Origin of the sequence: Eisenibacter elegans DSM 3317, assembly GCF_000430505.1 — a bacterium.
GTDB lineage: Bacteria > Bacteroidota > Bacteroidia > Cytophagales > Microscillaceae > Eisenibacter > Eisenibacter elegans.
The window spans coordinates 411,540-437,310 of sequence record NZ_KE387153.1 but is presented as its reverse complement, the minus strand read 5'-3'; the positions used below and the strand labels follow the sequence as shown (position 1 = coordinate 437,310).

The following is a 25,771-nucleotide window of genomic DNA, read 5'->3' as shown; positions in this document are numbered from 1 at the left end:
AAGGCTTGCTGCAAAACTCTAATAAAACCTTTGGATTTCCGCCTAAATATCGTTCTTTTGTAAATAATAAATAGGTGGCAATATTATTTTTATCAATCCGGCATTTATCTTCTGATACTTGGCAGTACTTATGGAATACTCAGACGACCACATCATACAAGCCTATATTGAGCAGGTGCTCAAGATACAAAACCAACAAACAAACATCAGTGAGTTGGAGCTGGCACGTATTGCGGCTGATTTGGGGCTAAGCGATCAAGATCGCGCCAATATCAGGGCGCGATTTGATGAGTATATGCTCAGAGGGGCGGGTTATAGCCGATATGAAGACTGGGACAGCGCCATCGAAGAGCTGGGTCAAGCCGTAACACTTAGCCCCGCTAATGGAGAAGCTGTATATTTGTTGGCCAATGCATACAAACAGCGTTGGGCGTTGCGCAAGAGCAAGGATGATTTTAGTAAGGCCAAGACTTATGCCAAGCGCGCCGTGCATATCAATCCTGCCAACGAAAATGCCATCAGACTCAGCGCCGAGCTAAACCGGGGGACTGCTACCTATACCCGTAACCGCAAAGACCGTAAGTTTAAAGCCACACTCGGCAACGACAAAGACACGGTAGAGTTTAACTTACCAATACGCCCCCCTTCAGGGCATTTGCGCAAGTCGAGGGTAGACCGCAAAATTATGGGTGTTTGCGGCGGTATCGCCGAATATTTTGGCATTGATGCCGCTATCATTAGAGTCATCTTTGCCGCAGGAGCCTTTATGTCTTCAGGCACGCTGATTATTGTATACCTGTTGTTGGCGTATATTTTGCCTGAGAAATAATCATTGCGCAAGCGTTTATACCCAACCAAAATTGGTTTGGGAAATGTGTGCGCCCGAAACCCTTGAGAATCAAGAAAGTCAAATCCTGTAAACCCTCAAATCTTGTGAATCTTGGTATAAAAATAAACTTTTGTGAAACCATTTGGTGTAAAATCTGTTTTTATGTTAAGTGTGAATCAATTTTACCTGTCCACAACTTAACTATTACGAGTTTTGGCGTACTGTATTGCAAAGCTATCTCCTGATTCACACATACTTAATTGAGCTAGTTTTTTGATACAGGCGCAATCTGTTATGTCTAACATACACATACGCAAAGGTACTACCCACGATGTCGAAAGAGTACATCAATTGTTGTTAGAATCTGCTGTACACCACAACTACCCGCCCGAGGCTGTGAAGACCACACCCGAGCAAATGCGCAATGATGCTTTTGGCGAACGCCCGGCATTTTCGTTTTTTGTAGCCGAAACCGAAACGCAAGACGTAGTAGGAGCGGCTATTTTCTATTATACCTATTCCACTTGGCAAGGCAAAACCCTCTATCTCGAAGACATTATCGTAAGCCGCTCACAACGTGGCAAAGGTATTGGCGAACAACTCTTCGAGGTATTGGCACAAGAGGCAGTAGAGCATAGTGCCCAACGGATGAGTTGGCAAGTAGCGGAAGACAATGATGTAGGCATTGGTTTTTATGAAAAGATGAACGCCCAGTTCGACAATCAATGGATGAACTGCAAGCTTACCCGTCCGCAGCTTAAAGCCCTAGCCGATAATGCCGAGGCTGTAGCCATATAAGCCAAATATATCATTATCGATATTCAGGCCGCTCCAGATTTTCTGGGGCGGCTTTTGCCATTCATAGTAACAGGCATTTATACCCAACCCAAATTGGTTTGGGAAATGTGTGCGCCGAAAATCCTTGAGAATCAAGAACATCAAATCCTGTAAATCCTCAAATCTTGGTATACATTTGTTGCTTATGCCTTCATAGGCCTGGGATTGATTTTTGAGGCATATCGCTAAAACACACTTGGTGGGGGATTAAGCCTACTCGTCTCCCAGCGGGTGCAGGCTGTCTTGCATTTGATTGATGAGGGCTTCTAGCTCAGAGATGGTAGTGTGAAGGCTGGCCAATACAGCGCTCTTGCGAGCATCGTCAGGCTCCATCTCGTGTAAATAAAGCAGCCCCAACATAGTAGCTACGGGTGCGCGCATAATGTGAGCATTGTAAAAAGCATAGTTTTCGAGCTGCTGGTTGCGTTCTTTGAGGCTTTTGGTACGCTGCAACACCAGATGCTCTAGGTTTTGGTTGATATGCTCGATGGTTTCTTTCTGCTTCATAATCAGCGTATTGGTCTGATGTTCGCGGTGCCAACCTCGATATAGGTGTATCACAAAGCCCAACAACCCCAACATCACAAACAAAATGGTGTATGTCAAAATACTTTCTAGTCGACGGCCTTTTTGGAGTAGCTTTTGGTTTTTTTGGAGCAGGGCCACTTCCTGCTCAGCGCGTTCTAGGGCTGCTTTGGACTCGATATGGCCAATGGCCTTGAGTTTTTGGGCATCATTGAGGCTATCGCTGGCCTCCTGATAATATTCGTGGTATTGTAAGGCCTTAGAGTAATCTTTTATGGCTTTGTAGGCCTCATAGAGCACCTTGGCTGCCCGTTGTTTGAGATAAAGTTGCTCCAGTTCTTGGGCTATTTCCCAGCCCAAAAGACCTTCTCGGATACTCTTATCAAAATCTTGTTGTATAAGGTAAGCTTTGGCAAAACCTACGTGCAAATTACACGAAACCATAGGTTCGGACTGTATTTTGAGCAACCGTCGGCACTCGGTATATTGTGCCAAGGCCAGTGATACTTCATTCTGAAAAAGGTAGGCATTGCCCAAGTTGATGTAACTGTAAAGCAGTCCTTGGGAGTCCTCAGTGCTTTGGCGCACTGCCAAAGCTTCTTGGTAATACTCGATAGACTTGGGGTAGTTTCTTAGGTTTTGATAGGCCAAGCCCATATTATTGAGTACAATTCCGAGGCGGTATTTATTATCCAGCTGGCGTTCAATGCTTAGGCTTTTTTCAAAATATCGCTTGGATAGCTCAAAATCTTCTGTTTGGATATATACCAAGCCAATGCGGTTGTAGGTAGCCGCTTTAGCGCTTTCGTCTCCAATAGTTTGATGGATGCGCATAGCTTTTTGGTAATACTGCAAAGCCAACGGGTAATTTTCTTTACGAAAATGAACAATCCCGATTAAGCTCAAGCTGCGCCCTATACCTCTTTGAAAACCCAAGGCTTCGCTTTGTTCAAGCGCTTTTTGTACCAATATCAAACACGTATCAGGTCGGGTATTGTATTGGTAAGCAAGGTCTATAAGTGCCTGTATACGAACGGTATCGTGATAAGTTTTCTTTTGATAAATATGTGTTAAACTATCAACAATACCTTGGTTTTGGGCAAACAAAGAAACCAAAGGCAGCCAAGCGCTTACCAAACAAAAGAGAACGATAGAGGACTTCATCTGCCAAAAATTTGTCCAAAATACTGCTTTTTGAACAAACAACAAATGAAACGATGTTGAATTTTATGGGCAGGTTCAGGCTATGGCTGCCAGCTGGGTTTGTAGTCCCACCCATTGTGTGCTGCTGACTACCTCGCCAAACACCAAGATAGCCGGCGAACTAAACCCTTCGGCATCTGCACGTTGTACCAAGGTATCGGCAGTGGCAATAAGGCTTCGGGCTTCGGGCAAGGTACCGTTTTGTAGGATGGCTGCTGGGGTATGTCCGCCGCGTAGTTGGCTAAACAATCGGGTAATTTCGGGCAGATGCTGCACACCCATCAGCACCACCACCGTAGCCGTAGATTGGGCGGCCAGCGCGAGGTCTTGAGACAGTGTGCCCGCACGGGTAGTGCCTGTAACCACCCAAAAACTCTCACTCAACCCTCGGTGTGTGAGCGGAATACCCGCCGATGCCGGAACGGCCAAGGCGCTACTGATACCGGGGATTACCTGACTTGGAATACCGTGCTGGGCGGCATACTGTATCTCCTCCAAGCCTCGACCAAATACGAATGGGTCGCCCCCTTTGAGTCTAACCACATGGCCGTAGCGTTTGGCATAGGTTACGCTCAGTTCTTGGATGTGCTCCTGTGACCAAGAGGGTTGCCCTGCGCGTTTGCCCACAAATACACAAAGCGCCCCCTTGCGGGCGTGGGTGAGCAAATCAGGATGAACGAGGGCATCATAGAGCACAACATCGGCTTCGGCCAAGACTCTCAAAGCCTTGAGGGTGATTAGTTCGGGGTCGCCGGGACCTGCGCCTACCAAACTAAGGCGGGGGATATGGGGAGAAGTTGGCATTTTTTGGGGAATAAGGGTGTGTCAAGCCCCACGGCCTTGGCCGTAAGGGCTCAAATGATGTGAGTGGTTACAAACCTCTGGAGGCCTTGGCCTTAGTAAGGAAATCTACCGCTTCGGCCAGATAACGGGTGGCAAAAGCCTGCTCTGGGGTAAACTGATTGATTTGCAGGGCTTTGGTCTTGATACCTTCCGGCAACCCAAACGCTGTTAGTTCTTCAGCAAAGGCTTCGTCAAAGGCTTTTAGGATAGCGTATTGGCTATTGGTTTTGGCCTTGGTAGTGAGCAACAACGCTTTGGCGGTGTGCACGAAAGTGGTATAAGCGTGATAAATAGCATCGGCATAGGCCTGCTGTGCGAGGCTCTCGTGTGCCCAAGCCACCTTCTCATCGGCCTCGTAGAGCAGGGTAGCGACTAGGTCTATCACCACACCGGCACATTCGCCCACGCCTGCCGCCACGGCAAAGTCCTCGGCGTGCCCCCAGTCGATATAGTCGGCGGGCTGGAGGGTTGCCGTATCGGCCAAAGGTTTGAGGAGCTGATAAAAGTAACGCTCCTCTTGCGCTACTTGGCGGAGGTAATAATCAGTGAAATACTCTCCTTCGAGGCTATTTTGCAGATAATCTTCTAGCAGTTGCCGTAGGGCTTCAGGGCCTCGTTTGGCCGGCAACTTGATGACCTTGTCCGCCACACGGTCTCTGTTGCCTCCAATCATCACTTGTACCGCAGGCACTACCTTGCCCCCGTGCTTGAGTGAGCTGCCGTGGAAACCGATGGCGGCGATGCTGTGCTGACCGCAACCATTTGGGCAACCACTGATTTTGATGTTGATATCGTGGTTGTGAATCAGGTCGGGGTATTCCTTTCGGATGACAGTATCAAGCGCCTGCGCCATCCCCGTACTGCTGGCAATGCCAAGGTTGCAAGTATCTGTTCCCGGGCAGGCCGTGATATCGGCAGTACTTTCTGCCCCAAGGCGGGTGAGGTCGAGGGCGTGGAGGGCGTTGAAAAGCCCCGGCAATGCCTCCGTACGGACATAGCGCAGCAGGTATCCCTGTCCGATAGTGATGCGGATATCATCGGCGGCAAACTGAGGCACCACTGCCGCAAAAGCCCGTGCCGTGTCTGAAGTCATATTGCCCAAGGGTAAGCAGATACGCACTGTATGGTAGCCCTTCTGACGCTGGGCGGCTACATTGGCCTCCAGCCACTGGTGGTAGTAAGTTGTATCGGTAGGGGTTTCGGGTGTAACAGGCGGTGGCAGGGTAGGAGCTTCTACACGGCTGTCGATAGGATAATGATGGTGAGGGAGGGCAGTCTTTTCGGCATCGATAAGCGCCAGCAATTCCTCCAGTCCGAGGTCTTGCAACAAAAACTTGAACCGTGCCTTGTGGCGGCGTGCTCGCTCGCCATAGCGGTCAAACACCCGCAAGGTGGCTTCGGTAAAGGGAATCAACTCCTCTTCGGGCAAAAAAGCCTTAGCCAAAAGCGCCAAGTGCGGCTGTGCACCCAGCCCGCCGGCTATCCAGACTTCAAAGCCTCGCTGCCCTTGGGCGTTGAGCTTGGGGATAAAGCCAAGGTCGTGTATCTTGGCCAGAGCCGCATCTTGTGCATTGGCCGAAAACGCGATTTTGAACTTCCGCCCCATATCTTGGCAGACAGGGTTGCGCAAGAAATACTCAAAAGCAGCCTGTGCATAGGGCGATACATCGAAAGGCTCATCAGGACTTACCCCCGCCAGCGCATCGGCAGTGATATTGCGCACAGTATTGCCGCAGGCCTCCCGAAGGGTAATTTGCTCTTCTTCCAAGCGTGCCCAAAGCTCGGGGGTGCGGTCGAGACTGACATAGTGAATCTGAATATCTTGACGCGTGGTGGCATGCAATACTCCATTAGAATACTCATCCGCCAAATCCGCAATATGATGTAACTGGCGGGCACTGAGCTTGCCATAAGGAATTTTGATGCGAATCATCTGCACCCCTTGCTGGCGCTGCCCATAAACCCCACGGGCTAGGCGTAAGCTGCGAAACTTTTCTTCGTCAATAGTCCCCTCGCGGTAGGCGCGTATCTTGCGCTCCAGCTCCAAGATGTCGCGCTCCACGACAGGATTTTCCAATTCGGTTCTAAAACTTTGCATAAGACAGGAGAGATAAAATAATGGGATTCAAGGCAATAAAAATCATAGACCAAGGCTTCCTAGCCTAGCAGTAGCTAAACACAACACCAAAACCAACAAGCACAACGCCGACTGGCTAAGTCGAGCAAGGGGACAGAAAAGCATATTTCACTACTTTGCATATCTAATCTATTAGTTTGATAGATTATATCGCAATACTAAGTTGTTTGAAAACCGGATGCAAGCTCCCACTGCCGAAAATCCCGGCAAGGCGGTTTATTTTTCAAAAAATTGCACTATTCAAAGCTATACTTATGGTGTTTTTTAGACTTAAGGAGGTTAGGGCTTTTGTGCAAGCCGAAGACTTACACTACTCAGATGTATGCGGTTTAGGCATCCAAACGCGAGTGAGTGAAGGATGTGGGCGTTAGTCCTGTAACTAGCCTTGTGGCTTGTCGCAAGCTACTGGTGATAGCCAGCCCCCGCAGCACACGGCGGTGTGAAGCTGAAAAACGCCTCCTTATCAGTGATTTATATGAATTAGTGATGCAGTATAAGATAAGTCTTGAGTATATTGTTTGTGGTGTAAAAATATCATCATATGGCTAAAAAAGGCGTTTTTATTTATATGTATTTGGCTACTGTGCTTCAGCCTATGAGGCTATGCTATAGCTAATTTGCTTATTTTTAAGCATCTGTACAAAAGAGGCTGCCTGATATCTGGGTGGAAAGAAGAGCATCTCACAAAGCTTCGCCTTCAATGCTTGAAATCCAAGCCTGATTCCCTATCTTTGCACAATTTATGGTACGCTTGGTGGCGTGCTTTTTTATCATTGTTGACCCCCTGCACAATATAAAATGCCCAAAAAAACACACATTCGCTCGGTACTGATTATCGGCTCAGGCCCCATTGTCATTGGTCAGGCTTGTGAGTTTGACTATGCCGGTTCTCAGGCAGTTCGTTCGCTCAAAGAAGAAGGGATAGAGGTAATCCTGATTAACTCTAACCCAGCTACCATTATGACCGACCCCACGATGGCCGACCATGTGTATTTGAAGCCTTTGGAGAAGAAGTACGTGGTCGAGATTCTGGAAAAACACAAGATTGATGCGGTGCTGCCTACGATGGGCGGACAGACGGCGCTCAACCTCGCCATCGACTGTGAGAAAGCAGGTATCTGGCAACAATACAATGTCGAAATTATTGGGGTGGATATTGCGGCAGTAGAGACTACCGAAGATCGTGAGAAGTTCCGCCTCAAGATGCAAGAGCTTTCGCTAGGAGTATGCCGTGGGCGCACGGCCACCTCGTTTTTGGAGGGCAAGAAAATCGCCCAAGAGATTGGTTTCCCCTTGGTTATCCGACCTTCGTTTACCTTGGGAGGCACGGGGGGCGGCTTTGTCAACGACCCCGAGAAGTTTAACGAAGCCCTCACACGTGGCCTACAGGCCTCGCCCATCCACGAGGTATTGGTGGAGCAGAGTATCTTGGGCTGGAAAGAGTTTGAGTTGGAGGTGCTGCGCGACAATGTGGGCAATGTTATCATCATCTGCTCAATCGAAAACTTCGACCCGATGGGTATCCACACCGGCGACTCTGTGACGGTAGCCCCCGCCATGACACTGTCGGACAAGCTCTACCAAGAGATGCGCAACATTGCCATCAAGGCGATGAACGGCATCGGGATGTTTGCCGGAGGGTGTAATATTCAGTTTTCGGTACATCCCGAAACGGAGGAAATCATCGTCATCGAAATCAACCCCCGTGTATCGCGCTCTTCAGCCTTGGCTTCCAAAGCCACAGGCTACCCCATCGCCAAGATTGCCGCCAAGTTGGCCATCGGCTACAACCTCGACGAGCTACCCAACCAAATTACCAAAACGACCTCGGCCTATTTTGAGCCGGCCATCGATTATGTAGTTGTCAAAATTCCTCGTTGGAACTTCGACAAGTTCAAAGGTGCTGACGATAAGTTGGGCCTACAGATGAAGTCTGTCGGAGAGGCGATGGGCATCGGGCGTACGTTCCAAGAGGCGCTACAAAAAGCCTGTCAGTCGCTCGAAAACCGCCGTAATGGCCTCGGCGCTGATGGCAAGGAGCTGACCAACCAAGCCCAAATCCTCGAAAGCCTAGAGCACCCTAGCGCCGACAGGCTCTTCCACATCAAGGATGCTTTTATGTTGGGGGTGTCGATGCGAACTATCAAAAAACTGACACAGATAGACCACTGGTTTTTGCGCCAGATTGAAGACCTCGCCCTCACCGACCGCGAGATTCAACGCTATACCCTCGACACTATCCCAAAGGAGCTGCTCATCGAGGCCAAACGCAAGGGCTATGCCGACCGCCAAGTGGCACACCTCTTGCGCTGCTTAGAGAGCGAAGTATACCAAAAGCGTCAAGAGCTGGGCATCCAGCGCGTGTACAAAATGGTAGATACCTGTGCGGCAGAGTTTGAAGCCCAAACGCCTTATTACTACTCTACCTTCCATAGCGACTACAGCGAAGACCCACAAAACCCCATCAAGGCCAGCCTCAACGAGTCGCACCGAAGCGATAAGAAAAAGGTCATCATCCTTGGCTCCGGCCCTAACCGCATCGGCCAAGGGATTGAGTTTGACTACTGCTGCGTACACGGGGTGCTGGCTGCCAAGGCCGCAGGCTATGAGACGATTATGATCAACTGCAACCCCGAAACCGTGTCGACAGACTTCGACATTGCCGACAAGCTCTACTTTGAGCCGGTTTTCTGGGAGCATATCTACGATATCATCTTGCACGAAAAGCCCGAAGGGGTCATCGTACAGCTAGGCGGGCAGACCGCCCTCAAGCTGGCCGAAAAGCTCGATCGCTACGGCATTCCCATTATCGGAACGCCTTACGAAGCACTCGATTTGGCCGAAGACCGTGGCCGTTTTTCGACCTTGCTCCAAGAGTTGGGCATCCCTTATCCTAAGTTTGGGGCTGTAAAAACTGCCGAGGCAGCACTCGAACTCTCCAAAACGTTAGACTTCCCACTGTTGGTGCGCCCTTCGTATGTATTGGGCGGACAACGGATGAAAATTGTCATCAATGAGCAGGAACTAGAAGAGCACGTAGTAGATGTACTCAATTACTTTCCCGACAACAACATCCTGCTCGACTTTTTCCTCGACCAAGCCATCGAGGCCGAAGCCGATGCCATCTGTGATGGTGAAGATGTACACATCATCGGTGTGATGGAACACGTAGAGCCTGCTGGTATTCACTCTGGTGATTCACACGCGCTCTTGCCACCATTTACACTGAGCCCGATTTTGGTAGAGCAAATCGAGGACTACACCCGCCGCATTGCTGTAGCGCTCAGAACGAAGGGCTTGATCAACGTACAGTTTGCCGTCAAAAACGACATCGTATACGTTATTGAAGCCAACCCACGGGCTTCGCGCACGGTGCCTTTTATCTGTAAGGCCTACCAAGAGCCTTATATCAAGGCGGCTACTGAGGTGATGTTGGGTGCCAAAACGGTGAAGGACTTTAAGTTCAGCCCCGTAAAAGAAGGCTATGCCATCAAAATTCCAGTGTTTTCCTTCAACAAGTTCCCCAATGTCAACAAAGAGCTGGGGCCGGAGATGAAGTCTACCGGAGAGGCGATTTACTTTATCGACCGTCTGCAAGACGAGGTTTTCTTGAAGATATATGCTGAGCGCAACCTCTTCTTGAGCAAATAAACGGATTTGTGCCAACCCCAACCCGCGAAGTTACACTCGCGGGTTTTTTTGTATCATTGGTATAAATCAATGCTATATGTACCCAATCAAAATTGGTTTGGGAAATGGATACGCTGAAAATCCTCAGGCATCAGGAAAGTCAAGCTTAGTGAATCCCCAATGCTATCTTGGTTGTAACCAGAGATATTGAGCAACCCATTGCAGTAATTATAGGAGATTAGATGAGCAAAAGGCGTTGTTTAGGCCTTGATGGCGGCTTGGTTTTTGGCTTTTCGCAACACCCATACAATCAGGGCAAGCCCTCCCAATACTGCCGGAATACTCAGGATTTGCCCCATATTGAGGGTGTATTGGTCTTCAAAGGCTACTTGATTTTCTTTGACAAACTCTACCAAGAAGCGGAAAGTAAATAGTAGGGTCAAAAACACCCCTAAGAGCAAACCATGAGGAGTTTTGGCCTTTTGACGATTGTAGAGCCAAGTTAACAAACCAAACAAGGCAAAGCAGAACAGCGCCTCATACAATTGTGCTGGGTGGCGGGGCATCTTTGCTTCGATTAAGCTGAGTTCCATAGAGTTGACAAACACAAAGCTCCAAGGCAAGTCAGCAGGGCGGCCAATGATTTCGGAGTTCATCAAATTCCCCAAGCGGATAAAACCGCCGGCTAACGCTACGGGAATTACAATACGGTCTACCACCCACAGAAAAGGTTGCTCGGGGCGGGTACGAGAATAAAGATACAACACTATCAAGATGGCAATAGCAGCGCCGTGGCTAGCCAAGCCCCCTTCCCAGACGTACAAAATGCTGAGCGGATTATCAAAATAACCTTTTTTGTCAGGAGTAAAATAAGGCCCATAAAAAAGCACATGCCCTAGGCGTGCGCCCAATATCGTCCCTACGACCATATAAATCAATAGTTGCTCTAGGTCGCGCTCAGGTTTGTTTTCTTGGGCAAAAATACGGGTCATAATCCAGTTGCCAACCAAAAAACCGGCGGCAAAGAGAAGTCCGTACCAACGGAGAGAGAAAGCCCCAATTTTGATGATTTCGGGTGATACAGACCAAACAATAGCGCTGAGCATAAGGTATGAGGGGGTTAGTATGGCACAAAGATAAACAAACACTGCTAAAGCCACTATATTTTTATAGCAAGATTCACAGTATTTGAGGATTCAGAGGGTTGGATTTTTTTGATTATCAAGGTTTTTCAGCACATCTATTGCTTAAACCAATTTTGGGTGCGCATATTTTTTTAAAAAACCTCTTTTATGATGCAACCTTTTGCGCATTGTGCTTGTCTTTGTATTTGAAGGGGCTCATTGTTGTAACACACAACAAATTTGGCGACCTCAAATATTTGGGGTGTCTTGGCTTTTTCAAACCAACAGGTGTATGTCTGTTCACTTAAAACCTATATTGTTATGAGTATTTCACGTATAGCCGTATATTCCATCATTGGAATCATTGTCGGAGCCATTTTGTGGGCCTTTCTGAAAAAAATTATGTACTCCCTAGTCGGGTTTGCCGTAATAGTGTTTTTGGGAATTGCGGTATATCAGATTTTCCTAAAAAGACGCTAATTGCCTAAAAGGCTTTTCTTTTGTACCGCTTTAGAAAAGCCTAAAACTTATCATATACTTCCTTATTTGAACTTGTTACTTAACTTAAACAATACTCAAGATGACCTTTGTTTTGTTTACCCTTGGCTTTATGATTGGGATGTTTTTGCTACAGAGTGTATTTGCGAAGTAGCCACTCGTGGTTAGGATTTTTGCTGATATGCTGCTATTTCATCCCTGTATCGACTATATTCGACAATCTTGCCTTTATACTTACATTTAGGTGCGGCAAGGTATTGGTCAATAATAGGCCAAATCTTGGGGTTTACTTGCGCGCCTTTGGCCAGCAAGTCGGGCAGTATACCAATGAGTGTGCTTTCGGTAATGCAGTTGTTGCTGGCATCTAGTTTTTGATTAAAACGATAGTAACTACTATCCTTGTGTTGGTGTCTGGCCCAGGCATAGACATTGTATTGCAAAATGGTCTCAAATTGTACGGGACTGAGACTGGCATCGCAACAGATAGCGGCCAGCAAATCATTCAAAAAGACCTTGTTAGGTTTTTGCCGTATTTCGGCAGCTTTTTGGTTGGGGTGGGGAATCAGGCCGGTCAATGTGGCGATGGTGGCCTTCCACAAAAAAGCCACCGATACACCCTGTTGTACGAAATCCTCATCAAATCGCAAGATGAGTAACTCTAAACCATTGTGGTTGCCAAATTTTTTAGCACATAAATAACGGACAACAGCCCCCATTTTTTGCTGAGCGGCTATGGTCTGAAAATACGCTACAAGCAAGGCCTCTTTTTCGTCTGTCAGTCCTTCATTGAGCAACACCAGAGCAGCCTCGGCTAGTTGCAGGCTGCTGTCTGACTGAGGGGCGGCTTGATAGTGTTTCCACTGAGCGGTCAGGATATTTTCTTGAGGTAAATCCCATACACGTCCGGAGATGAGGTAAAAAACCAAACTCAGAAAGGCAGGCACAATGACCAAGAAAAAAATCAACAAACGTTTTAACATCCTGATAATGGGGTATGGTTACAATGTGATGTAAGGTATTGGGTAGCCCATAAGGGATGCCCCGAACATAAGAGCTTGTCTAAAATCCTCTTCATCGACACCAAAAACTGCTTTTTGGCTGCTACTTCGTTAAAAATGCTCGCCGTAGCCCTCCCACGATTAAAATCGTGGACTAAACACAAGGCCTGTGTTTTTTGTCTAGTATCAGCCCAAAAGCCAGCTGTTTTGAGCGCCGCGCTGAAAATTTAGACAAGCTCTAAAACTATGGATTGGATATGGAATCTGCCAAAACACGGGGATGGTTTTTGAGCAATTCGAATCCGATATCAAGATAAGCAAAGACATCGATTGGGGTAAAATCACGTTTTTGTTTGGCGCGGTCGTGGCCTAGGCGTACAAGTACCGCATTCTGCTCGCGCAAGACAAACACATATTGCCCCAAGATACCCCGCATATATGGAATCTCTTGGCCTTGGTGTTTGATAATCCAGAACTGAAACCCGTAGAAATGTACTGGTTGCCCCTGCTCATCGTCTACCAAGTGGGTAGCGGGTCGGGTAGCCTCAGCGATATAGGCCGAGTCGAGCAGGGACTTGCCCTCCCAACGCCCGTAGTTGAGCACCAACTGACCCAAGCGGGCAAAATCGCGGGCGGTGGCGTTGAAGCAGCAAAACGATTTTTCCGTTCCCCCTTTGCGGTCTAGCGACCACAACGCCGGATGTTCTGCCCCCAGTGGCTTCCATAGTTTTTCGGCGGCATAGGTGGATAGTTCGGTTTGGGTGGCTTGGCTAACAATTTCGGCCAGCAGCAAGGTACACACACCTTGGTAGCGATTGACCTTGCCCGGAGCTTCTTTGACAGGGATATGGTCTAGTAAGCTGGGCAAATTATGCCCATAGTAGGCCTTGGTCGTAATCGAGAAAAGGGAGCTATAGGTCTCATCCCACTCCAAACCGCTGCTCATCGTAAGCAGGTGGCGGATGGTAATTTTGTCATAAGGAGCTTCTGCAAAGCGAGGGAGGTAGTCGCCAATGGCTTGGTCGAGGGACTGGATTTTACCTTCGTGCAAAGCCACCCCCACTAAGAGTGCGACTACGCTTTTGGCCATCGAAAATGAGTTGCTACGGGTGGTATCGCTGCCCGTGTCGGCATAGTGTTCTAGGAGTAAATGACCATCTTGTAACAACACAAAAGCCGTTGTGCGGTATTTGCCTAGGCTGTCTAATGCGGTGGGGGAGAGCTTCACCTGTCCATAGCGGCTGTCGCGTGGCCAGACCTGCGGTGTAGCGGTGGGTACTTGGCGGTTGGCAAAGATATGGGCGTTGTCTATCTGTGCTTGACGATGATAAAGCGCATAGCGGATATACTCCTGACCCGGTACAAAAAAAACAATGCCAGTAACTCCGAGGCACAGAATGAGAAGAGAAAGGCTCAAGTAGCGAAAAAATTTCATATACGCTTAGAAGTTAGTTTGTGATATTTCTTAAATAAAGGCCAAAGCTAAACTTTTATTATACCCAATCAAAATTGGTTTGGGAAATGTATCTGCTGAAAATTCTTGATTATCAAGAAAATCAAATCCTGTGAGCCTTGGTATAAATGATAGGTAGGTTTTACTTTTGGTACAGAAAACCTAGGTTAGAGAGGGCTTTTCGTACATTCGTAAAAAAAGACGGCAGTTGATAAAGCCAAGAGGGTGGTTCGTTAAAAGTTACTAACTTTATGGCCGAACGAAGCGTATATCAGGAACACTGTAAAACAATAACCACTTAGCTTGGTATTACTAATAATTTTACAATTTATTCACATTAAAACCTAAAATATGCAACAAATGTTTTACCTCACAGGTAGGGCTCCTTGGCTTAGCCTTTTAAGCAAAAGCTTTTGGCTTTTGTTTTTTTGTGCCTTATCAGGGCAAATTTTTGCACAAAATGCTTTTGTGAACGAATGGGCATTACGCTTGGGTAGCAATGGCGCAGACCGTGTATATGCAGTAGCCGCCGATGGAGCGGGCAATGTGTATGTTGCCGGAGAATTCAACGGCACGGTAGACTTCAATCCCAACCCCAATGTAACCAACAACCTCACCTCTAATGGCGGGGTCGATGGTTTTGTGGCTAAGTACGATGCAAGCGGCAATTACCTCTGGGCTTTCAACATAGGTGGCGAGGGCAACGACTTTGTCTACAGCTTGGTCGTCAATAGCGCCGGAGAAGTACACATAGGAGGCTCTTTTAGCGGTACAGTCGACTTTGACCCCGGAGCAGGCACCACCAACCGCTCCTCGAACAACCCCGACGGCAGCAATGCCTTCGTGGCCAAATACACCACTGCCGGAGCACTTACCTGGGTACGCAGTTTTGGTGGCGGGGGTACGGTACAAGCAGGCGCGCCTCCTTTTGTTTTCTTCATTCCTTCTACTTCTAAAGCCTTAGCCTTAGCGCTCGATGCCAGCGACAATGTGCTTGTTACTGGGCAGATACAGGGCACCAACATCGACTATGGTAATGGAACGCCTGTCAACACCGTAGGTCGCAGCGATTTGTTCTTGGCTAGCTATGCCGCTGCTGACGGAGCACACCGTTGGAGCTTCAACACAGGCGGGGCTGGTAGTGATATCAATAACAACAGCCAAGGACTAGACGTGTACTTCAGAGGAACGAGTGTCTTCCTTACCGGAGAGTTTAAGGGAGCTGCAGTCAACTTCAACCCCTTGGGCGGGATAGGTAATGAGCGTAACCTTGCCTCTACCAACAACGACCGCTCAGCGGCTTTCTTTGCCCGTTACAATCCTGCTGACGGGATATTGGTAGATAATGACAAAGCTTTTGCTATTCCGGCTACTACTGCCAACCCTAACAGCGGCACCTTTGGTACAGCTATCCTAGGCGATGCGGCAGGCAATACATATGTGGCCGGCCATCTATTTGGCGAAGCCGACTTTGACCTTGGCGCCGGTACTGAAACACGCATCAGCGGCGACTTTGCAGGGATGTTTTTGGCCAAATATACCATTACAGGAGCGTATGAATGGGTGGCCTTTACAACCGGCAACAGCATTGACAAGATTGCCGCCTTGGCCTTTGATCCTTTGGATGATATCCACGTATATGGCTCTACCCTCAGCACCACCCTCAACTTCAGCTCGGCAGTAGGTGCGCCTAATACCCAAACGGTAACCCGCACCAGCGGACAAGATCTCTTCTATGCCAAATACAATGCCGCAGGTAGTTTGCTAAATGCCCAAACTGTAGCACAGGGAGGTACGGGCAACCGCAATACCGACAACAACATTGCTACCAGCATTGGTGCCAGCCCTGCCGCCAGAACGATGATGCTCCGAGGCAATAAGATCTACTTCGCAGGGGCGTTTAACAATACGGCCAACTTTGGCAAAAACAGTTGTGAACGCAACCTTACCTCTGCGGGCAACGCAGATGGCTTTGTGCTCCAACATAGCCTAGTACGCCTCAATCAGACCATTACATTCGGCCTTGGAGCCGATGCCACCAAGCCGGCCAGTGCGCCTGCCTTTACGCTTACTGCCAGCAGCACTTCGTGCTTGCCGATTACCTTCAGCAGTTCCAATGCCGCTGTCGCTACGGTATCAGGTAATACCGTTACCATTGTAGGACAAGGTACTACGACCATCACGGCCAGCCAAGCCGGTAACGACCATTTCAATCCGGCCACTGCCGTAGACCAAGTGTTGACCGTAACCCCGGCAACCCAAACCATCACCTTCAACGCCTTGGCCAACCGTTGTGTATTGGATGCGCCGTTTACCCTCAATGCCACCGCCAGCTCAGGGTTAGCAGTAAGCTATGCCAGCTCCAACACCGCTGTCGCTACGGTATCGGGCAATACCATCACCATTGTAGGCATTGGTACTACGACCATCACGGCCAGCCAAGCGGGCAATGCACAATTTGCCCCTGCGGACAATGTCGCCCAAACCCTGACCATCACCCGATGCGACCAAACCGTCACTTTTGAGGCTATCCCGGATAAATTTATCACCGATGAGCCTTTTACCATCACGGCCACGGCCAGCTCCGGCCTGCCGATAACTTTCAGCAGCAGCACTCCTGATATTGTAACTGTATCAGGCAATACCGTTACCATTGTTGGTTCGGGAACAGCAACTATCGTGGCACGCCAAGCAGGCAACGAGCAGTACAACCCCGCAGAGGCCACCCGAAGCTTTCAAGTATCGTTAGACGATCGCTTGCGAATGACCGATGTCTTTACGCCTAATGGCGATGGACGCAATGATAACTACAATGTTATTTTTCAGTTTGACCCGAGCCGCCTAAGCTACCGCATCCTTGATCTCAACAACAATGTGGTGTATGAAACCAACAATGTTAACGAAGCCCGCAACAATGGCTGGGATGGCACAATCAATGGCAAACCAGCCCCCGGTGGGCGCTACATCTGGTTTGTGGAGTACACCCGAGCCAATGGCAGCACCGCCCGCGAGCGAGGCTTTGTCTTGTTGGCTCGATAAGAACGGCAGCTTGTATTCGGTTCAATGAAAAACTTCAAAAACAATATTTATGCACTCATTTTCAATTAGACATACATTTTTGCTATTGTTGGCTTTAACAAGCCTAGGGCTTGGTTCGGCCTATGGCCAATACCAGCAGTATGCGCAGTTTCACCACAGCCCGCTTTTGGTCAACCCGGCCTTAGTAGCTTCTGACAACTACTTCAAGGTCAATTTTCACTACCGTCGGGAGTTGTTTGGCAATGGTTTTTCTTATACCAACCCGATGCTCTCAGTGGTGATGCCCTTGATTAACAAAAGCACGGGCAAACGTTTTGGTGGCCTTGGTTTGGGGCTGATGCAAGAACAGGCCGAGGTGTCAGGCACTACAGGGGTGCTGCAAAATACAGGGCTTAACCTGACCTATGCCCACAACCTCCAAGTAGCCGATAACCAATGGATTAGTTTTGGTTTGCAAGGAGGGTATTTCAATCAGGCCATCAATGCCTCCAACCTAAGCAGCCGCGATGCAGGTGATCCGCTGTTGGCCGATATGCAGTCGCGTGGAGTATTTTCGTTGAGCGGGGGGGCGCTGTGGTACCAACCCGGCATAAATGGTATTCTCAAAAACTACTTTAGCGTAGCCGGATACCACCTCAATCAACCTGTACAAAACTTCCAAGAAATAGGTCAGCGGGTGCGTATGCCCTTGGCCTTGGTAGTATCAGGGGGCTTTCAGGCAGCTGCTATTGGGGAGTCGATTACCCTACAGCCCAATGCTCGCTGGATTAACGTGCAAAACTCTAATCTGCTTAATATCGGAATGTTGAGCCGCTACCATATCAGCCCCGAAAGCCACCTCGGCATCGGTACTTGGTGGTCAAACCGCGCCTTGGTCATCTCGGCAGAGTATCTCTACAAAAACTTGGTATTAGGCCTAAGCTACAACCTGCCCACTGCTGACCAAGCCAAAGGGGGAATTCCGGAGCTGGTGGTAGGCTATCGACTGAATATGGGACGCAACCTGACAGAAGCCGAGCCAAAGGACAAATACCGTACAGAGGTAACAGAGGCGCAAGATGATGCCTATGATTATGAAATCACGAGCCGCTACAAGGGCAAGAAAGAAGTAGCCCGCGATACCACTGCCCGCCGATCTGTCATCACGACGGAGACCGTAACCAGCGAAGATGCCAACTACCGCTACAGCTATGAGGTAACCTACCGACGCGGGAAGGAAGTAAGCCGCCGCGAAATCAGCCGCGAAGCCAAGGACAACGATGGCGATGGCGTACCCAATATCGATGATGCCTGTCCCGATGAACCCGGCACGCCCGAAAACAACGGCTGCCCCGAAGGGGAAGCAGCAGAACAAGTAGGGGATAATACCAAGCAACCTGCCGACCAGACCAAGCCCAAAACAGCAGAACAGGAGCTGGCTCCGTATATGAGTCGACTGCGCTTTGAAACCGGTCAGCCTACGCTGCGGCCTGCCTTACAAAAAGAACTGGACAGCATCGCAGCGGTGATGAAACGTTATCCTGAGCAAAACTTTGTCATCGAAGGGCACGCCGATGCCGTAGGCAACCCCGACCGCAACCAAACACTCTCCGAAGCCCGGGCGCAGTTTGTGAAAGACTACCTCGTACAGCAAGGCATCGCCCCTGAGCGCTTACGCACGGTAGGCTATGGCCAAACCCGACCTATAGGCGACAACAACACTGCCGCCGGTCAAGCTGCCAACCGCAGGGTGGAGGTAAGGGTAGATTCCTCCAAACGCTAATCCCGTCTTTCAATCTCACGTTAAAAAGAGGCTGTCCGAAAAGGGCAGCCTTTTCTGGTTTAGTGCAATTTTTTCACAACTTTGTGATAACAAAATTATATTTTATATTCGCGTCAATATTCAAAATATTTTGCTAAAACAAATCTATTGAAGCGGATGAACGCAAAGCTAAAACCAAGGTTAGTGCTGCTATTGGTCTTATTTTGGGCCTGTCAGCCAACCCAAGTACGCGAAGTCTTGGAAGACCCCGTAAAAGATTTACAGGGTGATGTTCCCGAGCAGTTGCTTACGGCAGCGCTCGAATTCAAGGCCTATCAACAAGCCAGAGGGGCGAGTGATGGCGAGCACATCGGTACGTTACAGAGCGGCCTCTCGGCGGATTTCAACAATTGGTTGCAAGCCAACGGTTACGGTGGCTTTGATTTTGCACGTTACGGTCTGTCGGGCGGGAGCTATGGGGGGCGCAATTATGCCGGAGAGCCTTTGGGTAACCAGCCTGTGATTTTTATTCATGGCAACTCCGACAAGGCGCTTGGTAACGAGGCCGGGCAAACTGGATGGACAGCCCCCATAGAGTATTTCCTCTCGCAGGGCTACAAGCGGGCTGAGCTGTATGCCATCACCTGGGGACCGGCTAGTGCCTCGCAAAGCAGCAATCAGTACCATTCTTTGGCATATTTGATGCGTATCAGGGCTTTTATCGAGGCAGTCAAGGCCTACACGGGAGCTGCTAAAGTCGATGTAGTGGCACACTCGATGGGGGTTACGTTAGCCCGCAAGGCCATCAAAGGAGGCTCGGGCAACGATGCCGCCGCAGGGGGGAGTTATAACCTTGGCGCACGCCTGACCTATATCGATACCTTTGTGGGGATTGCGGGAGGGAATCGAGGGCTTGCCAACTGCTACAACACGCCCCTGTTGCCTACCTGTGGCGCTACCAATGGCTTTTATCCAGGGTACGCCCTTGGTGGAGTCGGATTGTCACAGTACTTGTCGCAGCTCAATAGCGCTTCTGGGCGTGAGGGGGATTATGTGTACACTATCTGGAGTACCCAAGACCAGCTGGTGGGCTATGGCGGCGTGGTTTGGGGTAACCTGACCTGCCAAATACCCGGACAGAATGGCGAGGTGCGTTTTACGACCATTCCTTATGGGCACTTTAATTGCAAGGACTTGACAGGCTATCAGCAGCTGCGGATGGTGAAATTTCACGTAACTAACTAGGGTTTAAAAATGCAGTCTACATCCCCCACATCCTTGGCTGTGGGGGATGTGCTTATATCATTGTATCATTGACTTCGGAGTAAATAAAGTGTAATATTTTAGAAAAAAATATTTTTTTGTTATGTTTGAATATGTAACGCACACCCTTACGTACCATCAGACGTAAATACGGGTGTTGGCAAGGGCTTTTTTGAGTGGGAGTGGTTTAGACCCTAACTTAACGCGAATGTTTTTATAACTGCTTGATAATAAGTTTTCTATGAGCAAGAAAAGGGGTAAATTTGAGAATTAACAAATAAGTGTTATTTTTTAATTGCACTATTCTAAGAAACACTTATTCCTATGTTACTCCCTTTCGGGCGATACACTCATATTTTGAGTGCTAGGCTTTCTATGTAAGCTAAAATATTGATAATATTTTTTTAGCCGGGAAATCAGGTTACTTGCAAAGTGCTTTGATACGTTCTTCAAACTCGGCTAATCCGGTTTTACAATTCGCGTGATGTAAAACTTTTTGCCCGACCAAATGAATGGCATATTCCAACATATTCAACTTGGGTGAATAAGCGGCTATAAAATGGAAATGCGTTTTTAATCTTCAAATCAGCACTGAATGCTTGAAATAAATGCCTCATTTTGGTTTTATGAGTGGAATTCCTATCCAAAAATATGTCTGATTGCTTATGGTCTTCTTGTTCATAAAGTTTGGCGACTTCTGCGAAATAGTGTGCCACCTGCTCCGAGTTTACCTTTTTGAAAGCGACACATTCTGACTCGCTCAGCAGACTTGGCTGAGTCCGAACAGCGGCTTTGCAGAGCACCTCAAACCCAACTCATAGTAGGTGTTGATGTATTTGCGGACACTCTGCTCTTAAACCCCAAAACAGACAGTCATTTCTGAAAACGCCTTGCCCAATTGATAGCGCTTCAGCACACATAATTTTTTACGTATATACTCGGCCTGATGACGACGAAAGTATCGCTGGTATTCTGATTGGTCAAAACCTCTGTTATCAAATTTTTTTCGTTGGTAGCCCATATGCAAATATACGGATTTATAAGCCTAAAGGAAGTAAGTCTTTGGGTGTCTGTATTGCCGGCGCAAAGCATTCGAGCGACCATTGACGAAGTACAGCTAGACCTCCCCGGCGAGCGAATGCTCATCACCTTTAGCAATCGAAAACTATGTACAGAACCTCTCCACGGTAGAATATCCCTGCACAACCCGCAGATGGGCCGTATCAACAATGTAGGCGACGAAGGCGGACAGTTTATCTTTATTCGGAAATAACCCCCATTGTTGACAAACTATCATAGCCACGGATGTACGAATGTTTGTGTCGTTCACTCGCGCATTCGTGGCAACCAAATACACAGTCCCTCAAAGCTGGTATAGCCACAGACGCATCTGTATCTCTCCTTGGTGGTGAAAATCGAAAATACCCAGTGGTGTACAGATATTTCGCAAACCAATGTTAATTGGACATAGTACAGAAGCACCAAGGTACGTAGTGTGTAGCCGTTTTTTCCCAAAATCAGATGATTTTTGTATCTTGCCGTGCTAAAACTGCCCTATGCCGACCATTCACCGCCGCCAAACACTAGAACTGATACTCATCATCTTGACCACACTCATCACTGACAGCCTACCTTTGATAGGCTTGTATTTTTGGGGTTGGACGAGCTTTGTGGTGATGTTTGTGTGGTGGGTAGACAGTATCATCTTCTTTTGGCTTTTGCAGCTAGGGTATTCAGCCCGCAATGGGGGGCGGATAGGCTCTAGGCTTTTCAAGACCACCTATGTAGCCGCCATCTTTTGGGTGTTTATGTTCTTACAGGCCTATTTGCTTTTTGTGTTTGTGGGGCAGATATATGTAGAACGCCTTAATCCGGCGGCAATAGTAGGGGAGGAGACGCTCTGGCAGACGGGTCAGCGCTTTTTTCAGAACTTTTGGATTCTTTTTCAGCGCAAGCTTTGGCATATGCCTTGGTTGGGGCTGGCCTTATTGATGCTCTTGGCCAATCATCTGTTTGAGTTTTTCAGTTCTTATCATAGTGCAGCCTTTGCAGGGGTATGGGGCTTTATCAAGCGCTTGGCCTTCCCGATGTTTGCAACCTTGCTGATGTCTATTGCCTTGTGGCTTTCGTTGGTGGTCGAAACGAGCACCCTCTTACAGACTGTCAGCCTGAGACTTACCGTTGCTTTTGTTTTATTGAAAATCTATTACGACATCCTGCGGCTTTTCAAACAAGCTCGCGCCTACAGCAAGGCTGAGCGTCGCCGAGACAAGGTGCGGATGTATACTGCGCGGCTTTCGGCCAAGTTGGGCGAACAAGAATAAGTCCTGATGTGTTTATTGCTTCAGTTTCAAATTATGTCTATGCTCTCAGACACCTACATCTTTGCCCAATTATTAGCACAGGTTTGTGGCGGTATCTTATTGGGGTACGCCGGGGTGTATGCGGCTCAAGCCTTGCGCTTCTGGAGTTGGAAGGCCAACGATGAGCGCCAACTGCGTCTAGAGCAACAAAACTACTTGATTGGAACAGTCGTGGCTTGGGTGATGGTATTTCAGTTGGTGGCGCTCCTTATATTTTTGTACACCACAAATCATTACCTGCCTCAAGTCATCAAGGGAGCTATGTGTGCTACAGGAGCCTTGCAGGCCAATGTATATGGCTATCCGGCATTGTATGTAAAAATAGGAGGTTTGTTTTGGTATGTGGTATTTTTATTTTTACAAAAACTGGACAACCAACATCCGTATTATCCGCTTACTCCATATAAATACTGGGTGTTGTTGCCTGTGATGTTGTGGGTTTGGGCAGATATAGTACTGAGTGTCAATTATTTTTATGGTATCACCCCTGATGTCATCACGACCTGCTGCAGTGTTGATTTCAGTGCCAGCAAGGGCGTAGGCAATATGGGAGATGTAGCACATAATAGCTTGATAGAGCGTGGGTTACAATTGTTTTACACCGGGTTTCTACTCCTCAGTATCGGACATATAGCCTTGGGCTATCTTGGAAGGAGCGCACGCCCTTGGGTGTTGTTGGCTCAGACATTGGTAACTTGGCTATGGCTGGCGCTGGCCCTTTGGGTCTTAAAGCAGCATTATGTAAAGTATATCTATGGCATCTTGACACATCACTGTTTGTTCGATATTTTTTGGTTTAAATACAATGGTATCGGATACCTCTTATGGCTAGGCTATTTTGGAGCTGGCTTAGGATATGCTTTATTGGCTATTTATGCGTGGCTGCCGATGCATTTACAAACAAAATTACCACTAAGCCCCAAGCCAAGAATATGGGAGTGGGGCGCATATTTAGGGCTGTGTCTCGCATTCCTAATTCCTTTGGCATACGCCTGGCTTTGGAAAGGGGGCTTGTAATGGGCTTTCAGCCAAGCTAAGCAAACCAGCTGAAAATCAGTGAGTAAATAACACCAAAAACAGCCCACACCTTGCAAATGATGCTCCACCGGTTGTATCAAACAATGGAAATATACGCAACGTATAGACCCTTTGTGTGCTTGGCACGTACTGTTGTAAGGCTGACTTAGATATTGGCAATACAAAAGCCTTTTGTCTCAGACATAGGCATCCTGATTTTTGGTTTTTCGCTGAAGTTTTTCGCTGAATGTACTTATTATGTCGATAGAATACTTTATTTTTATGATATTGGGTTTGTGCCAGCCGACACACATTGTTTCTTACTCCAAAAAGGCGTATTATTGCCCACACACACCGTTGAGCATTAAATCTTTTGAAAATTTATGAATTGTCTGATTGTAGAAGATGAAGAAATGTCTATGACAATGATTCGTCATTATATCGAAAAAACTAACTATCTTACCCTCAAACACGAATGCAATTCGGCAGAAGAGGCTGCCAACATCATTCAAGCAGACCCCGAAATCGATATTGTATTCTTGGATGTGGAGCTGCCCGAAATGTCAGGAATGGATTTGCTCAAACTCCTCGATACCAGCCATACTGCCGTCATTCTTACTACCTCTCAGATGGATTATGCCGTAGAGGCTTTTGAACACAATGTGGTAGACTATCTCGTCAAGCCTATCAAATACCCGCGCTTCTTGAAAGCCACTGCCCGGGCCAAAGAAATTCTCGAAAGCCGCAGGAATGATGAACATCCATACTTGTTTGTAAAATCAGATGGAAAAATAGTTAAGTTAAATTACGAAGAAATATTTTACATAGAAGCCCTCTCTGACTACGTCATCATCCATACCGAAGACAAAAAATTCATTGTACACTCTACAATGAAAGGCGTACTTCAGAAACTCTCACGCACCAATAAGTTTCACCGCGTACATCGTTCTTATATCATCAATACTTCCCACATTACAGCTATTCAGGATTGGTATGTGATGATGCACAACAAGCGGGTACCCATAGGGCGCTCTTACAAAACAGATTTTATGAACAACTTGGATGTGCTCTAACTTAGGGCGGAGCAGGGGCAATCAATTAATGGGGGGTTAGAACCATTTTTCCTTATCGGGCAGACGTACAAAAGTCTGCTTTTGCCCCGTAGCACGTTCTAAGGTAAACTGTTGCTTGTTGGTATCAAATTGTAGCACAATCTGGGCACTACTTTCGGCATCATTGGCTACTAGGCGCGCTTCTTTGGCATCGGCCTCAGCCACCTCCCACACCACGCGCTTTTGTGGAGTGGGTTGATATACAATTTGCAAATCTACACCACCAAAGCCCTCTATATCAATGCGTTCTGTACCTGCTGGGTTTTGATAGCGGCCTATGGGCGAGCTGAATGTTTCGCCCGTAAGCACAAAACGCCCGTCCGGATTCAGCCCAAAGGTCTGCCAAGTGTGTTTTTCATAAACTCCTTCGCCCAAAGGCTTTTGTGTGCGTTCGAGGCGATGGACGCTTATTTTGTCGGCTGCTTCGATGCGGGTTTGCCAAGTAATGGCATAGCCCGATTGCTCCGAGCGCCCACCTATGTGTAGGGCATCTATCAGTTGTCCATTGGGGCGGTAGGTGAGCAAATACGTATACATATAACGTCCGCCACCCGTGGGCACACACTTCACCACGACGGTCTTCAGCTCCGAAACCAATTCCACCCTAGCCTCATATCCCAAGTTAAGCACCTGTGGTGTACCTCTTGAAGGATAACGCGCCTCTAGGGCGGCCAAAGTTTTCTGCTGTTGTAAGCTATCTGCCCAAGCCAAAAACAGCTGTTTTTTGGCAGATGGAGCCAAGATATAATCTACCACATCCGATACGGCCAAGGTATCCTTCAGAAAATAATCATTGTCTAGGGTGTAGGGGAGAGGCTCTTTGCGAAAACGTTGGAGAAAATTGCGCCTAAACAGCGCCTCAGGGCTATTGTCGGTTACAATATTGAGGCTGTCTTCGGGAGGTTTGTCTTCTGATGGCTTGCTGCTACAAGCCCAAAACCCAGCCGACAATAAGCTGAGCGCAAAAAAATAACAAAACAGACGAGAGATGTAGGTAAACATAAAAACATTCGTGTTTTGAAGAGGCATAGCAAGATAGGCAAAAAAAAGCATAGGCCGGTCGGTTATACTGATTAATTAACGAGCTGGGGCAGTAGAAATGTGTATCCACAGGGTATGAGAGAAGATATTTTGCTAAAAATCAAAAAAAACAACCCTG

Annotated in this window: 18 protein-coding genes; 11 read left to right on the top strand and 7 right to left on the bottom strand. The window is 47.9% G+C overall.

Annotated elements, in window-relative coordinates; all coding sequences use genetic code 11:
* Positions 1-130: 130 nt before the first annotated feature.
* Both G499_RS20345 and G499_RS0115530 read left to right on the top strand, forming a co-directional pair.
* Positions 131-829, top strand: a complete 699-nt coding sequence (locus tag G499_RS20345) for a PspC domain-containing protein (protein ID WP_035727744.1) — start codon at positions 131-133, stop codon at positions 827-829.
* Between the two features lie 294 nt (positions 830-1,123).
* Complete coding sequence (locus tag G499_RS0115530) at positions 1,124-1,627, top strand: GNAT family N-acetyltransferase (RefSeq protein ID WP_035727743.1); 504 nt, start codon at positions 1,124-1,126, stop codon at positions 1,625-1,627.
* Between the two features lie 252 nt (positions 1,628-1,879).
* Here the strand turns inward: G499_RS0115530 and G499_RS0115525 are convergent, their stop codons facing one another.
* The 3 genes from G499_RS0115525 to G499_RS0115515 form a co-directional block, all read right to left on the bottom strand.
* Positions 1,880-3,355: a tetratricopeptide repeat protein gene (locus G499_RS0115525; RefSeq protein ID WP_027000699.1), complete on the bottom strand. Its 1,476-nt coding sequence runs from the start codon at positions 3,353-3,355 to the stop codon at positions 1,880-1,882.
* A 75-nt stretch (positions 3,356-3,430) separates the two neighbouring features.
* Positions 3,431-4,198 (bottom strand): uroporphyrinogen-III C-methyltransferase, encoded by a 768-nt coding sequence (gene cobA, locus G499_RS20340; protein WP_051296310.1) that lies wholly within the window; start codon positions 4,196-4,198, stop codon positions 3,431-3,433.
* A 67-nt stretch (positions 4,199-4,265) separates the two neighbouring features.
* Entirely contained in the window at positions 4,266-6,335 is a 2,070-nt protein-coding gene (locus G499_RS0115515) for a nitrite/sulfite reductase (RefSeq protein WP_027000698.1), read from the bottom strand.
* A gap of 837 nt (positions 6,336-7,172) precedes the next feature.
* On the opposite strand from G499_RS0115515, the gene carB reads away from it, so the two are divergent.
* Positions 7,173-10,025 (top strand): carbamoyl-phosphate synthase large subunit, encoded by a 2,853-nt coding sequence (carB, locus tag G499_RS0115505; RefSeq protein WP_027000697.1) that lies wholly within the window; start codon positions 7,173-7,175, stop codon positions 10,023-10,025.
* 239 nt (positions 10,026-10,264) lie between these two features.
* On the opposite strand, the gene lgt is transcribed toward carB, so the two are convergent.
* On the bottom strand, positions 10,265-11,110 hold the full coding sequence (gene lgt / locus G499_RS0115500; protein ID WP_027000696.1) for a prolipoprotein diacylglyceryl transferase: 846 nt from the start codon (positions 11,108-11,110) through the stop codon (positions 10,265-10,267).
* A gap of 339 nt (positions 11,111-11,449) precedes the next feature.
* Here lgt and G499_RS20335 point away from each other — a divergent pair, with 339 nt between their 5' ends.
* Entirely contained in the window at positions 11,450-11,608 is a 159-nt protein-coding gene (locus G499_RS20335; RefSeq protein WP_154658494.1) for a hypothetical protein, read from the top strand.
* Positions 11,609-11,790: 182 nt separating this feature from the next.
* Here G499_RS20335 and G499_RS0115485 read toward each other — a convergent pair whose 3' ends face one another.
* Together G499_RS0115485 and G499_RS20330 are read right to left on the bottom strand one after the other, a co-directional pair.
* On the bottom strand, positions 11,791-12,606 hold the full coding sequence (locus tag G499_RS0115485; protein WP_027000694.1) for a hypothetical protein: 816 nt from the start codon (positions 12,604-12,606) through the stop codon (positions 11,791-11,793).
* Between the two features lie 262 nt (positions 12,607-12,868).
* A complete protein-coding gene (locus G499_RS20330) occupies positions 12,869-14,059 on the bottom strand; it encodes a serine hydrolase domain-containing protein (RefSeq protein ID WP_051296309.1) in 1,191 nt (396 codons plus the stop codon).
* A gap of 486 nt (positions 14,060-14,545) precedes the next feature.
* Here G499_RS20330 and G499_RS0115475 point away from each other — a divergent pair, with 486 nt between their 5' ends.
* From G499_RS0115475 to G499_RS0115440, 7 genes are all read left to right on the top strand, one after another.
* Positions 14,546-17,116, top strand: a complete 2,571-nt coding sequence (locus tag G499_RS0115475; RefSeq protein WP_161627769.1) for a T9SS type B sorting domain-containing protein — start codon at positions 14,546-14,548, stop codon at positions 17,114-17,116.
* Positions 17,117-17,165: 49 nt separating this feature from the next.
* Positions 17,166-18,878: a PorP/SprF family type IX secretion system membrane protein gene (locus G499_RS21295; protein ID WP_027000692.1), complete on the top strand. Its 1,713-nt coding sequence runs from the start codon at positions 17,166-17,168 to the stop codon at positions 18,876-18,878.
* 156 nt (positions 18,879-19,034) lie between these two features.
* Positions 19,035-20,102: an alpha/beta hydrolase family protein gene (locus G499_RS20320; protein WP_081413835.1), complete on the top strand. Its 1,068-nt coding sequence runs from the start codon at positions 19,035-19,037 to the stop codon at positions 20,100-20,102.
* 1,039 nt (positions 20,103-21,141) lie between these two features.
* A complete protein-coding gene (locus G499_RS0115455) occupies positions 21,142-21,393 on the top strand; it encodes a hypothetical protein (RefSeq protein ID WP_027000690.1) in 252 nt (83 codons plus the stop codon).
* A gap of 283 nt (positions 21,394-21,676) precedes the next feature.
* Entirely contained in the window at positions 21,677-22,444 is a 768-nt protein-coding gene (locus G499_RS0115450; protein WP_027000689.1) for a DUF6498-containing protein, read from the top strand.
* Between the two features lie 6 nt (positions 22,445-22,450).
* A complete protein-coding gene (locus tag G499_RS0115445; RefSeq protein ID WP_027000688.1) occupies positions 22,451-23,500 on the top strand; it encodes a hypothetical protein in 1,050 nt (349 codons plus the stop codon).
* 383 nt (positions 23,501-23,883) lie between these two features.
* The gene (locus tag G499_RS0115440) at positions 23,884-24,573 is read left to right on the top strand and encodes a LytR/AlgR family response regulator transcription factor (RefSeq protein ID WP_027000687.1); all 690 of its coding nucleotides are present in this window, start codon (positions 23,884-23,886) and stop codon (positions 24,571-24,573) included.
* 36 nt (positions 24,574-24,609) lie between these two features.
* On the opposite strand, the gene G499_RS0115435 is transcribed toward G499_RS0115440, so the two are convergent.
* Positions 24,610-25,614: a hypothetical protein gene (locus tag G499_RS0115435; protein ID WP_027000686.1), complete on the bottom strand. Its 1,005-nt coding sequence runs from the start codon at positions 25,612-25,614 to the stop codon at positions 24,610-24,612.
* Positions 25,615-25,771 lie beyond the last annotated feature (157 nt).